Source organism: Chloroflexota bacterium (assembly GCA_011322445.1).
Classification (GTDB): domain Bacteria; phylum Chloroflexota; class Anaerolineae; order Anaerolineales; family DRMV01; genus DRMV01.
Genome location: DRMV01000018.1, coordinates 42,576 through 54,508, shown reverse-complemented (window position 1 = coordinate 54,508; position 11,933 = coordinate 42,576). Strand labels below are relative to the sequence as shown.

Annotated in this window: 11 protein-coding genes; 6 read left to right on the top strand and 5 right to left on the bottom strand. The window is 63.7% G+C overall.

Annotated elements, in window-relative coordinates:
• The 3 genes from ENJ54_03165 to ENJ54_03155 form a co-directional block, all read right to left on the bottom strand.
• Nucleotides 1-843, bottom strand: an 843-nt coding sequence (locus tag ENJ54_03165; protein ID HFC08848.1) for a hypothetical protein, incomplete at its 3' end; no start/stop codon positions are given.
• Nucleotides 844-874: 31 nt separating this feature from the next.
• Complete coding sequence (locus tag ENJ54_03160) at nt 875-2,230, bottom strand: HlyC/CorC family transporter (protein ID HFC08847.1); 1,356 nt, start codon at nt 2,228-2,230, stop codon at nt 875-877.
• Nucleotides 2,231-2,453: 223 nt separating this feature from the next.
• On the bottom strand, nt 2,454-3,653 hold the full coding sequence (locus ENJ54_03155; protein ID HFC08846.1) for a hypothetical protein: 1,200 nt from the start codon (nt 3,651-3,653) through the stop codon (nt 2,454-2,456).
• A gap of 205 nt (nt 3,654-3,858) precedes the next feature.
• On the opposite strand from ENJ54_03155, the gene ENJ54_03150 reads away from it, so the two are divergent.
• Both ENJ54_03150 and ENJ54_03145 read left to right on the top strand, forming a co-directional pair.
• Complete coding sequence (locus ENJ54_03150; protein ID HFC08845.1) at nt 3,859-4,920, top strand: ArsR family transcriptional regulator; 1,062 nt, start codon at nt 3,859-3,861, stop codon at nt 4,918-4,920.
• Complete coding sequence (locus tag ENJ54_03145; protein HFC08844.1) at nt 4,772-6,226, top strand: MFS transporter; 1,455 nt, start codon at nt 4,772-4,774, stop codon at nt 6,224-6,226. Before ENJ54_03150 ends, ENJ54_03145 begins: the two co-directional genes overlap by 149 nt.
• A 157-nt stretch (nt 6,227-6,383) precedes the next feature.
• On the opposite strand, the gene ENJ54_03140 is transcribed toward ENJ54_03145, so the two are convergent.
• The gene (locus tag ENJ54_03140) at nt 6,384-6,725 is read right to left on the bottom strand and encodes a hypothetical protein (GenBank protein HFC08843.1); all 342 of its coding nucleotides are present in this window, start codon (nt 6,723-6,725) and stop codon (nt 6,384-6,386) included.
• A gap of 103 nt (nt 6,726-6,828) precedes the next feature.
• On the opposite strand from ENJ54_03140, the gene thrB reads away from it, so the two are divergent.
• Complete coding sequence (thrB, locus tag ENJ54_03135) at nt 6,829-7,749, top strand: homoserine kinase (GenBank protein ID HFC08842.1); 921 nt, start codon at nt 6,829-6,831, stop codon at nt 7,747-7,749.
• 12 nt (nt 7,750-7,761) lie between these two features.
• On the opposite strand, the gene ENJ54_03130 is transcribed toward thrB, so the two are convergent.
• Nucleotides 7,762-8,253, bottom strand: a complete 492-nt coding sequence (locus tag ENJ54_03130; GenBank protein ID HFC08841.1) for a metallophosphoesterase — start codon at nt 8,251-8,253, stop codon at nt 7,762-7,764.
• A 145-nt stretch (nt 8,254-8,398) separates the two neighbouring features.
• Here ENJ54_03130 and ENJ54_03125 point away from each other — a divergent pair, with 145 nt between their 5' ends.
• The 3 genes from ENJ54_03125 (at nt 8,399) to ENJ54_03115 (ending at nt 11,915) form a co-directional block, all read left to right on the top strand.
• Entirely contained in the window at nt 8,399-8,818 is a 420-nt protein-coding gene (locus ENJ54_03125; GenBank protein ID HFC08840.1) for a universal stress protein, read from the top strand.
• Between the two features lie 77 nt (nt 8,819-8,895).
• Nucleotides 8,896-9,876 (top strand): diphosphomevalonate decarboxylase, encoded by a 981-nt coding sequence (mvaD, locus tag ENJ54_03120; protein ID HFC08839.1) that lies wholly within the window; start codon nt 8,896-8,898, stop codon nt 9,874-9,876.
• Between the two features lie 176 nt (nt 9,877-10,052).
• Nucleotides 10,053-11,915 carry a formate--tetrahydrofolate ligase gene (locus ENJ54_03115; protein HFC08838.1) on the top strand — a complete coding sequence of 621 codons (1,863 nt, stop codon included), beginning with the start codon at nt 10,053-10,055 and terminating at the stop codon, nt 11,913-11,915.
• Nucleotides 11,916-11,933: the final 18 nt, after the last annotated feature.

The following is an 11,933-nucleotide window of genomic DNA, read 5'->3' as shown; positions in this document are numbered from 1 at the left end:
GGGGGGGGGGCCGGGGGGGGGGGGTTCGGTCAGGTCGGCGAGGGGGGCGCGGCGGCGGGTTTCGGTGTAACGTTCCACCAGGCCGAGTCTGGCAAGGGCTTCCAGGTCGCCGGGGCGGGCATCGGTTTCGGCGCGCAGGGCGGCAACTTCGCGGGGGCTTTGGGCGGCTAAGGCTTCCAGCACCTTCCGGCGGCGTCGGGCCGTGGCTTCACGCCGCGAAAGGTGCTCCAGGGGCAGGCCCAGTGCCTCGGCCTGCGGCACGGCCAGGCGCGCCATGCGGACGGTGTTGCGGGGAAGATGAGGCTTAGGCAGCACCGGCTCGCTTTCCAGCCAGCCGCGGCGCTGCAGGCGGGCGGCGGCAGCGCGCCAGTTGTGGCGGGGCAGGGCGCGGTCGAACTGGCGGCCGCGCAGCGGGCCGCGAGTGTGCAGCAGGGCCAGCAGGCGGCGCTCGGTCTCGTGCAGGTCGGGCGGCAGGGCGTCAGCAGCAGGGGCTTCGGCGGTGAGATGGTAGCGGGTGTCGGCAGCCTGCAGCACGCCGGGCGGCAGCATCAGGGCAATGCAGGCCGAGAGGGAGGCCAGGGTGTCGGCAGCAATTTGTTCGGCCAGCCGCAATTGCAGCGGCGTCAGCGCCACTTCGGGGGCTGGCACGCTCAGCACCGGTTTGGTTTCCGGCACTGCGGGGGTGGGCAAAAGCCGCAGCACCACGCCATAGACCTGCCGCTGGCCGAAAGGCACCACGACCACTGCCCCTGGCTGCACCGCTTCGGCCAGTTCGGGGGGAATGTGGTAGTGAAACACGCCCTGAATTTTAGGTTCGTGAACGGCAATTTCGGCGTAGTGCATGAGCAAGGCTCAACAAGGGACAGCGGAAGCCTCACCCTGCCTGCGAGGCGTCTTCCTCTGCTTCGTCGGCGTCGGCGGGCAGGCGCTCGATCTTCAGGCGAGAGACGCGCAGACCGTCCATGGCCAGCACGGTGAGGCGCGCTCCGTCTTCTTCGACAACATCGCCCACTGCAGGAATGCGCCCCAGTTTGTCGAGAATGTAGCCGGCGATGGTGTCGTAATAAGGGGTGGTGAGGTCCAGCCCCAGGGCTTCGTTGACCTCTTCCAGCAGCGCGCGGCCGTCCACAATGGCCGTGCCGTCGGGATGAGGCTGGATTTCGGGGGTGGCTTCATCGAAGGGGTCGCTCACTTCGCCCACGATTTCTTCCAGCAGGTCTTCCAGGGTAACCAACCCGGCCGTGCCGCCGTACTCGTCCACCACAATGGCAATGTGGCGGCGGGTTTCCCGGAAACGGCGCAGCACGTCAATGACCGGCAACGTTTCGGGCACGAAAAGCGCCTCGCGCGCCAGGTCCCCCGCGGTGCGCTGGTCGAATTCTTCGCTTCCCCACAGCCGCACGACGTCTTTGATGTGCAAAATGCCCACGATGTCGTCCAGGTCTTCGCCGTAAACAGGGAATTTGGTGACGGCGTGGCGGGAAAACAGGCGGATAATCTCTGGCAGAGGGGTGGCTGCCTGCACGGCGATGATGTCGGTGTGGGGCACCATGACCTGCCGCACCAGCAACTCGCCGAAATCGAGTACGGCCGAAAGCATTTCGCTGCTTTCGGGCTGCAAATCGGCTGGCGGCGTTTCTTCCACCAGGTGTTTGAGTTCCTCGACGGAAAGGTGGCCGTGGGTGGCATCGGCTTCAGGAATGCCCAGCAACCGCAAGGTGAAGTGGGTTGCCCAGTCGAGCATATCCACAAACCAGCGGAAAGTGGTCTCGAACAGCCGCATGGGGTAGGCCGCGCGCAGGGCAAAGGTTTCGGGCGAGCGGAGCGTGGCGACTTTGGGCACCTGTTCGCCAAAGACGACATGGAAACTGGTCACAATGGTGAGGGAAAGCAGCAGGGGCAGGCTGGGCAGTATCCCTTGCAAAAAACTCAGTGCGGGCGGCAAAGCAGCCTGGTGGACGAGAGGCGCCAGCGCGCTCTCGAAGGCTTTTTCGCCCACTGCCCCTAATGCCAGGCTGACGATAGTGATGCCGAGTTGCGTGGCGGCAATCAGGCGGTCGCGCTCGGCTGGGCTGGAAAGCCATACCCGCACGATGCGCGCCGCCCCAGAGCCTTGTTGCGCCAGCGCGTCAATGCGATGGTAACGGGCTGCCACCGCGGCGAATTCCACCGAAACGAAGAAGCCGTTCAGCGCAATGAGCGCGAAAATCAGTACGAAATCCCAGAACATGGTCACCTCGAGAGGGGAAGCAACGGTTGCTTTGAGGGTAGCACGGTGCGGCGATGGCGTCAAGGCAGAAACTGAAGTCTGGGCGTGCCTGGGGGCATTTTTGAGGGGGGCGCTGCGCTGGCGAGGCGCCGCACCTCTTTGCCCATTGTGAGGTGTGCTGAGGGCTTACAAAAAAAACACCCCCAACCGAGGTTGGGGGTGTGGCCTTTGGGGAGACTCCGGCTCACTTTTGCTGGTAACACAGCAGCGCGCCGTTGACGCGGTCTTTGTACTGGATTTTGGTGGTATTGTCTTTGAGGTAGAAATCCGCGCTGACGATGATGCAGCCGTCTTTGGCGAAGGTGGGCGGTGCAAAGGTGCAGGATGGTCCCTCTTTCGTGGCCTGGAAGGTGGCCAGCCCGTTGTCGGGTTGCAGGGCGAGACTCTTGGGGTCGATGAAGCCCGCGCGGCCATCTTCGTCTCGCCCGCAGAGCAATTGCCCTGGCCCCACCAGCGACATGTTCATCCGCAGCACAGCCCGCCAGGTGAACAGGTCTTCATTGGGCGGAAAACTCGCCAGTTGCATCGTTACGGGGGCATTCCGGGGGGCCAGCGAGGTTTGCAGTTCAAGGATGTCGGCATCGTTCAGCGGCAGGTTGTTGGTCTTGTGGGTCAGGTCCATGATGTCGTCGGGGGCGTCTTTGATCGTCATTGCGGTTTTGCCGTCCCAATACACTTTGGGCTTGGGCAACATGCCACTGCCTACTTCGTCGCAGTACCACCGCCCGCCGCTGCTCTTGGTGTTGAAAGTGGTGAGGTGCCATTCGGTTTGGTCGTCGGCTCGCGGCACCGCGTGGCAGGGGATGCTCAGCACGAGGGTATTGCCTTGCACTTCCATCCCGAAATCCTGGAAGTTGTCGGGGTGGATGGCGGCATGGCTATCGGTGTTGGTCGCGGTGCCTTCCCAGGTGAATTTGTTGTTGTTGATGTTGAAGGTGTATTCCACACTCACCCGCCCACCGGTGAACACGAGCGAACCCTCTAAAAGGCCGGTGGTATCAATGGGGCGGCCGTAGTCGAGGGTAATCTGGTAAGCGCACATTTTCCCTTTGATTGCCACGGTGGGGTCCTTTAGAGAGATCTGCTTCAAAGTGGCGTGCACCACGTCGACGTAAATTTTCGAGCCCAGGCGGGAAGACTGGCTGGCGGGCACCGGGTCGCCTGACGAGCACGAGAGCAGATCGTTCTTGGGGTCGTCGCGTTCCCACGTGCCGCTTTTGACCTCGCCGCTGGTGTTCGACACGGCTGTTTGGGTGGCGACGGCCGCGGGGGTGTGGGCTTGAGCCGGCGTGCTTTGGCCAGAAGAGGATGTCGTCCCTGGGATGGCGCAAGCACCCAGCAAAAATGCTATCAGAAGCAACCATACATAGCGTCGTTGACTCATTTTCGACCTCCTTCAGGAAGCACACAAGGTTCCAAGGGGTAGGGTATGCCCGCTGGTAACCCCATTGTACAGGCTTTCACCTCGGGCACGCCTTTTTTGGGGGTGGGACAATAGTCCCGTTTAGGGGCGTTCGAGCGGCCTGGTGCTTGCAAAATCCTTGTTTCCGGCGCAGCATTAGACTATAATCTAATCGCGGAGGCGAATTATGGCGAGCCTGACCTGGCACACCGGCACGGCCTATGACTTGTTTGCAAGCATCCATGTACTCCACCGCCCCCAGGAATTCGGCCTGCGGCGGGCGTGGGCGGCGGGGGTGCGGGCGCGCCTGCCAGAGCCCCACCGCCGCACGTTGGAACGCTTCGCCGCTTCCCTGATGCTGCCCTTCCCTTGGGTTGCGACGTTGCCCCGCCAGGAAGCGGCAGATGCCCTGGATGCCCTGCGCGCCATTCCCGCGGAGGAACGGCTGACGCAGGTTTTCCTGGCCGCCGACACGCCGCCTGAGGCGCGGGAAGTGCTCCTCTCGGTTGCCCGCCGCGGCACATGGAACGCCGACGACCTGCGCACCCTCCAGCGCGCCTTTGCCACCCTACCCAAGCCGCCGCGCAAGGCCGCTCTGGCAGAGCGCCTGAACCTGTGGGCCGAGGCTGCAGCCTTTGGTGAGGCTCTGCTCGGTGCCTTGAGGGCCTACCTGCATGTATTCTTTGCCGAAGAAGAGGCGCGACTGCGGCCGGTGCTGGCCGAGGCTGTGGCTCAGGCTCGTCAGCAGGCTGCGAGGCTTCCCCTTGCCGACCTGCTTCTTGCCCTTACCCAGGGTGTACGCTTCCCCGAAGCCGAAACCATGACGCACCTTACCCTGGCTCCCTCGTTCTGGCTTTCCCCGCTGGTGGTGTTTCGTCGGTTAGGGGAAAGTGAAGGGTTGCTGGTGTTCGGCGCGCGCCCGGCAGGGGCTTCCCTGGTGCCCGGCGAAGGGGTGCCCGACGCGCTGCTCCACGGCCTGCAGGCCCTGAGCGACCCCACCCGCCTGCGCATCCTGCGCTACCTGGCCGAAGGCGCCCACACGCCCACGGAACTGGCGCGCCGCCTGCGCCTGCGCCCGCCTACCGTGGTGCACCATTTGCATGTGCTGCGGCTGGCCGGGCTGGTGTACCTCACCGTGGAAGGCCGCCAGCGGCGTTATGCTGCCCGCACCGAACAACTGGAAGCCCTGTGGGCGCAACTGCAGGCTTTTGCCATCCCCCGACACGACATCTCGCCCCCTGAGGAATGACACAACCATGAGGCCTGTTTCCTCCCTGCCCCAAGAAGTGAAACAAAGCCTGCAACGCTATGGTGAGCGGTTGCAGGCTTTTCGTCCGAATGCGCGCCTTTACCTGCTGAGCGTGGTGCTCACAGGTGCTTCAATGGGCGTGTTCCGCCTGTTGTTCAACTTCTACGTTGTCAGCCTGGGCTACAACAATGCGCTGGTCGGGCGGCTGATTACCGCCAGCAGCCTTGCCGCGCTGATTGCCGCGCTGCCGATGGGGTACCTGGCCGATGTGCTGGGGCGCAAACGCTCCCTGCTCATCGGCACCGGCACGGTCAGCCTGGCCGTGCTGGGGATGGTGCTCTTCCCCACCACGGCGATGCTGTACGCGATGAACGCGCTTTCCGGTGTGGCGCAAAGCCTGTTGGGCGTCACGATGGCGCCTTTCCTGATGGAAAACAGCGGCGAGGAAGAACGCACCTACCTTTTCAGTTTCGGGTCGGGGTTGCAGATGGCCTCGGCCTTTGTAGGCAACTGGATCGGCGGCTACCTGCCTTCGTGGGTGGCCCAGTGGCGCGGGGCTGCGCCGACTTCTTCCCAGGCGTATGCTGGGGCGCTGATTGTCGTGGCGCTGCTCTCGCTGACCGCCTTGTTGCCGTTGACCCGCCTGCGCCCCCAGCGCCTGGCGCGGGAAGACAAATCGCTGTTTGCCCCCTTTGCCTATGCGGCCAAACGCCCTGCCCTGCTGACCAAACTCATCCTGCCGATGCTGCTGACCTCCATCGGCGCTGGGCTGATCATGCCGTTCATGAACCTCTTCTTCCGCGAAGTCCATCACCAGCCCGACCCGGTCATCGGATCGCTGTTTGCCTGGGGCGCGCTGGCCATGGGCGTAGGGCTGCTGATTGCGCCGCCCATCGCCGACCGTATTGGCAAGATTCCTTTGGTGGTGATCACCCAAGGGCTTTCGATTCCCTTCCTGGCGTTGTTGGGCTTTGCGCCGTGGTTCTGGGTGAGCGCGGCGGCCTACCTGGTGCGGCTGGCGCTGATGAACATGAGCGGGCCGGTGTATCAAACCTTTGTGATGGAACACGTCGAGCCCAGCGCCCGCGCGACTGTGGCCAGCCTGGTCAGCCTTTCGTGGAGTTTCGGGTGGGCCTTCAGCCCCACGGTTTCCGGCTGGCTGCAAGACCGCTATGGCTTTGGGTTGCCTTTCCTTGGCACGATTAGTTTTTATAGCGTGGCGGTGTTCCTCTATTGGCGCTTTTTCTGGCACGCGAGCGAGGAAGAGGCGCTTCCTCAGGCGGTGCAGGAAGCCAGCATCTCTTGAGTTCCCCCTGGGCTGGAATGTTGGGCGTGCGAAAAGCGCGCTTTGGGCTTTTGCGCCCTCACGCCAACCCCTCTTCCGCTGGGAGAGGGGTTTTTCGATGGCATGATAAACGGCGCGGGTTGGCTACAACACGGGGAGGGATTTCTGGGGGCGAGGCTCAGGTTTCCTGAGTGGGGTGTTCGCCTTTTTCCGCGTCTCGCCACTGCCCACGGACGACTTTTTGGTTTTTCGTGCCCTGGCGATGTTCTGCCACCACTTCCGGGGGGCAGAGTTCCACGAAAAAGTAGAACGCCAGGCTGACCACGGCAGCATCGTCCAGCGGGTTGAGGGGCAGTAAATCGACCGGCGAAATGGCATAGATGGCCGCCCCGACGGGCAGCAGCTTGAGGTACCAGGGCACACGTCGGTCTAAAATCAAGCGCCCCACGAGCCGCGCTTCGCGGGCGATGACCAGCCACACACTGCTTTCAGGGGCTTTGCGAGAAGTTTCATCAGGCATCGCGTCCTCCTTGTGCGCCGATGCGCTTGCTCCCATTATACCCTGCGATTATAATCGGCGACGGCAGTGATGGCGCTCTTGCCCTTGATTGGGAAAGGTGAAGATGATGTCCATTGTTCGTGTGCCTGCTTCGTGCGGCAATGTGGGGCCGGGCTTCGACGTGCTTGGCCTGGCGCTGGATTTGTGGAATACCGCGGTTTTTACCCTGGAAGGCGACCGTTGGGAAATCACGGTGCAGGGGGAAGGCGCGGGCCGCCTGCCTGTGGATGAGAGCAACCTGGTGCTGCGGGCTGCGCGGCGTGTGTGGGAAGCCGTGGGGAAACCCCTCCCCCGGGGGCTGCGCGTGCGCTGTGAGAACGGCATTCCCCTGCAATCAGGGCTGGGTTCCAGCGGGTCGGCGGCGTTGTTGGGCGTGTTGGGGGGCAATGCGGTCTTGGGCAACCCGCTCGCGCCCGCCGAGGTGTTTGCCCTGGCTGCCGAGGTGGAAGGCCACCCCGACAACGTCGCGCCCTCGCTCTACGGCGGCCTGACGGCTTCGGTAGCCGCGGAAAGGGGTTGGCACGTGCAATCTCTGCCGGTTGCCGAGGCGTGGCGCAGGCGGCGCTGGATTGCAGTGGTGGTGCCGGCGGTATCGTTGAGTACTGAAGCGTCGCGGCGCGTGCTCCCCGCCGAGGTGCCGATGGCCGATGCGGTCTTCAACATCGGCCATAGCGTGCTGGTGGCCGAAGCATTCCGCCGGGGCGAGGCCGATTTGCTGGCGTTGGCCTTTCAGGACCGGCTGCACCAACCTTACCGCCTGCCGCTCATTCCGGGGGCTGAGGCTGCCCTGGCCGCGGCGCTGCAGGCAGGGGCGGTGGCAGCCGGGCTTTCCGGCGCAGGGCCTGGCCTGATTGCCTTTGCGCCGCATTTCGACGATGCCACCCCTGTGGCCGAGGCGATGGCCGCGGCTTTTCGGGAAAGCGGCGTTGCCGCTCGCGGTTGGGCCGTGGGGGTTGCGGGCGGCGCTGAGGTCAAACCGGGCTGAGCGCCCCGCTGGTTACACCGTGTGCCAGTGCACTTTCCCTGTAATCGTATTTAGCAGCACCCAGGTGGCGCGGCCGGTGAGCACCCCTGCCAGTTCGCCGGGGTTGAGCAACCATGTCGCGCCCACGCGTTCCTCATGGGCGTGATGGTCGTGGCCGTAACACACCAGCCCGTATTGCCCGCTTGCCGCGACCGCACGCGCCACCGCTGGGTAGTGGCTCATGGCCACCCGCAGGTCGCCCAAGGTGAAGTCGGCAAACTCACCGTGCAGGTGGACGTTGCCCGCGTGCGCGGCAATCTCGGCCAGCATGCGCCGGTCGCCGTCGTTGTTTCCCCACACCAGATGCACTGGCTTGCCAGCCACACCTTCGGCCAGCCGCTTCAGCGTGAAAGGCGAGCAGACGTCGCCGCAATGCAGCACGACATCCGCGTCTCGCAAACCTGGCAGCGCTCGCGCTAAGGTTTGCACATTATCGTGGGTGTCGCTGAGAATGGCGATTTTCATCGCTGCACCTCCTGAAGTCAAGTTTAGCACATCGCGGGGGCGTTCTTACAAAGTTCTAACGCCTTTCTAACGCATTGTTTCTCAAAACGCCCTATACTGAAAGTAGAGCAAGCGAAACCGGCAGTGCAGAAAAGGAGGCGGAACCATGTTCAAGCAAATTCTGGTGGGTGTGGACGGTTCGGACGATTCCATCAAAGCAGCACAGTTGGCAGGCGACCTGGCGCGACAGTTGGGGTCGCATGTGATTGCAGTGGCTGCTTTTGATCCCATTCCCGATTATCTTGGTGAGCCGTTCTGGGAAGAAGCCGCGGCCGCCCGCCTGGGCAAGGCGCAGGAGATTCTGGAGCAGGCCACGGAGGCTATCGGTGAGGTGCCTGGCGGCGTCGAGACCGAGATGATCGAGGGCCGCCCGGCCGATGCGATTTTGGATGTGGCTGAGAACCGCAAGGTGGATTTGATTGTGATGGGCGCACGGGGCAATCATGCGCTCAGCGGCTTGCTGCTGGGCAGCCAGAGCCACAAGGTGCTCAACAAGGCCCCTTGCCCGGTGTTGATTGCCCGGTAAGGTATGGGCTTGCCAGGGGGCGGCTTTTTGGGCCGCCCCTTGTTGTTGTGGAAGGGGCATGTAGTACAATACCCCCCATGAATGCCTACACTGCCACAGCCGAAGCCCATCCCAACATTGCCTTCATCAAATATTGGGGAAACCGCGACCACGAAGAGCGCATCCCCAGCAACGGCTCGCTTTCCATGAACCTGCGCGGGCTGGTGACGCGCACCACGGTGACCTTCCGCGCCGATTTGGGCAGCGACCGCCTGGTTTTGCACGGGCGCACGGTGGGAGGGCAGGCGCTGGCGCGCGTCAGCCGCGTGTTGGATCGCGTGCGCGCCTGGTCGGCGATGGGATGGTATGCCGAAGTGCGCTCGGAAAACAACTTCCCGACGGGGGCGGGGGTGGCCTCTTCGGCGGCGGCCTTTGCCGCGCTGGCGGTGGCCGCAGCCGCTGCCGCCGGGCTGACGCTGCCAGAGCGCGACCTCAGCCGCCTGGCGCGCCTGGGTTCCGGCTCGGCCAGCCGCTCGGTGCCGGGCGGTTTTGTGGAATGGCACGCGGGGGCTTCCGATGAGGATTCGTATGCCGAAAGCATCGCCCCGCCGGAGCATTGGGCGCTGGCCGATTGCATTGCCATTGTCAGCGCGGGCCACAAGGCGGTCGGCTCCAGCCGCGGGCACCGCCTGGCCGAGACCAGCCCTTACCAGCCTGTGCGTGTGGCCGACGCCCCCCGGCGGCTGAACCTGTGCCGGGAAGCCATTTTGCAGCGCGATTTTGCCGCCTTTGCCGAAATTGTGGAAGCCGACTGCCACATGATGCACGCCGTGATGCAGACTTCCCAGCCGCCGCTGCTTTATTGGGAACCACCGACGGTCGCGCTGATGCACGCCGTCCGTCGCTGGCGTGAACAGGATGGGCTGCCGGTGGCTTATACCATCGACGCCGGGCCGAATGTGCACGTGCTCTGCCCCGAGACGGCGGCTGAAACCGTGCGCCGTAGGCTGCTGGCTGTGCCTGGCGTGCAAGACGTGCTGGTCGCCCAACCAGGCGGTGCGGCGCATCTTGTCTCCTGAACCTGCTGCCATGCTTCTTTTTGCACCCAAAGCGCGACTTTCTCGTCGCGCTTTTTCTTTTCCTCTCCCACCCTGCCCAAAGCAGGCTATAATTGAAGCGCGTATTCGCTTTCCCCTCCTGTGAGGTTGTCGTGTCTGCCAAAATTACCCCTACTCCCCTCAAACGACGTTTCCCGGTGCCGCCCGACATCGAAATTGCCCAGGAAGCCACCCTCAAGCCCATCGCCCAGGTTGCCGAAGAAACCGGCATCCTGCCCGACGAACTGGAACGCTATGGCCCTTACAAGGCCAAGGTTAGCCTGAGCGTGCTGGAACGCCTGGCCGACGCGCCCAACGGCAAGTACATTGATGTTACGGCCATCACCCCCACACCCCTCGGCGAAGGGAAAACCACCACCACGGTGGGGTTGAGCCAGGCCCTCGGCGCGCATTTGGGGCAAAAGGTGTTTACCTGCATCCGCCAGCCCAGCCAGGGCCCGACTTTTGGCATCAAAGGCGGCGCAGCCGGTGGGGGCTATTCGCAGGTCATCCCGATGGAAGACTTCAACCTGCACCTCACCGGCGACATCCACGCGGTGACCGCGGCCAACAACCTGCTCGCCGCCGCGCTGGACACCCGCATGTTCCATGAATGGCGGCAGAGCGACGAAGCCCTGTTCCGCCGCCTGTTCCCCGTCAAGAACGGTAAACGCCAGGTCGCGCGCGGCCTACGCTACCGCATGGCGAAACTGGGCATCACCGAAGACGACCTGGACAACCTGACCCCTGAGCAACGGCGCCGCCTGGTGCGGCTGGACATCGACCCTGAGACCATCACCTGGCGACGGGTGATCGACACCAACGACCGCCTGTTGCGGGAAATCGAAATCGGCCTCGGCCCCGACGAAAAGGGCTTTACCCGCCGCACCGGCTTCGACATCAGCGTGGCCAGCGAAATCATGGCGATTCTGGCGCTCACCACCAGCCTGGCCGACATGCGCGCCCGCTTAGGGCGCATGGTCGTGGCCCTGAGCCGCGACGGGGAACCCATTACTGCTGAGGATTTGGGCGTAGCCGGGGCTTTGGCCGTGCTGATGAAAGATGCCATTAAGCCCACCCTGATGCAGACCCTGGAAGGCACGCCGGTTTTCGTGCACGCCGGGCCCTTTGCCAACATCGCCCATGGCAACAGTTCCATTATCGCCGACCTCATCGCCCTCAAACTGGTCGGCCCCGATGGCTACGTCGTGACCGAATCGGGCTTCGGCGCGGATATCGGCATGGAAAAGTTCTTCGACATCAAGTGCCGCTATTCTGGTCTGGTGCCCGACGCGGTGGTGATGGTTGCCACCGTGCGGGCGCTGAAGATGCATGGCGGCGGTCCCAAAGTGGTGGCGGGCAAGCCCCTCGACCCGGCATACACCCAGGAAAACCTCGACCTGCTGCGCAAGGGACTGGTCAATTTGCAGCATCATATCACCGTGGCGCGCAAATACGGCGTGCCGGTGGTGGTGGCGGTCAACCGCTTCCCCACCGACACCCCTGCCGAACTGGAAACCGTGCGGCAGGCGGCACTGGAATTCGGCGCGTTCGATGCAGTGGTGGCCGAGCACTGGGAAAAAGGCGGCGAAGGCGCGGTGGCTCTGGCGCAGGCCGTGATGCGGGCTGCCGAACAGCCTTCCGACTTCCGCTTCCTTTACAACCTCGAGACTTCCATCAAAGAGAAAATCGAGACCATTTGCCGCGAGGTTTACGGCGCCGACGGGGTGGATTACGAACCCCTGGCTGAAGAGCGCATTGCGGAATATACCCGCCTGGGCTACGCCCACCTGCCCATTTGCATGGCGAAAACCCATCTCAGCATCAGCCACGACCCCGCGCTGAAGGGCGCGCCGCGTGGCTTCCGGGTGCCGATTCGCGACATTCGCCTTTCGGCGGGCGCGGGCTTCCTCTACCCCTTAGTGGGCAAAATGCGCACCATGCCCGGCTTGCCCACCCGCCCGGCTTTCCTGAACGTGGATATCGATCTGGAGACCGGTAAAGTCGTGGGGCTGTCGTGATTGCCCACCGGGTTTATC

What these genes read in the sequence shown, in the direction of transcription:
- ENJ54_03160 (HFC08847.1), bottom strand. Translation starts at nt 2,230, where the DNA reads ATGTTCTGGGATTTCGTACTGATTTTCGCGCTCATTGCGCTGAACGGC.
- ENJ54_03155 (HFC08846.1), bottom strand. Translation starts at nt 3,653, where the DNA reads ATGAGTCAACGACGCTATGTATGGTTGCTTCTGATAGCATTTTTGCTG.
- ENJ54_03150 (HFC08845.1), top strand. Translation starts at nt 3,859, where the DNA reads ATGGCGAGCCTGACCTGGCACACCGGCACGGCCTATGACTTGTTTGCA.
- ENJ54_03145 (HFC08844.1), top strand. Translation starts at nt 4,772, where the DNA reads ATGTGCTGCGGCTGGCCGGGCTGGTGTACCTCACCGTGGAAGGCCGCC.
- ENJ54_03140 (HFC08843.1), bottom strand. Translation starts at nt 6,725, where the DNA reads ATGCCTGATGAAACTTCTCGCAAAGCCCCTGAAAGCAGTGTGTGGCTG.
- thrB (HFC08842.1), top strand. Translation starts at nt 6,829, where the DNA reads ATGATGTCCATTGTTCGTGTGCCTGCTTCGTGCGGCAATGTGGGGCCG.
- ENJ54_03130 (HFC08841.1), bottom strand. Translation starts at nt 8,253, where the DNA reads ATGAAAATCGCCATTCTCAGCGACACCCACGATAATGTGCAAACCTTA.
- ENJ54_03125 (HFC08840.1), top strand. Translation starts at nt 8,399, where the DNA reads ATGTTCAAGCAAATTCTGGTGGGTGTGGACGGTTCGGACGATTCCATC.
- mvaD (HFC08839.1), top strand. Translation starts at nt 8,896, where the DNA reads ATGAATGCCTACACTGCCACAGCCGAAGCCCATCCCAACATTGCCTTC.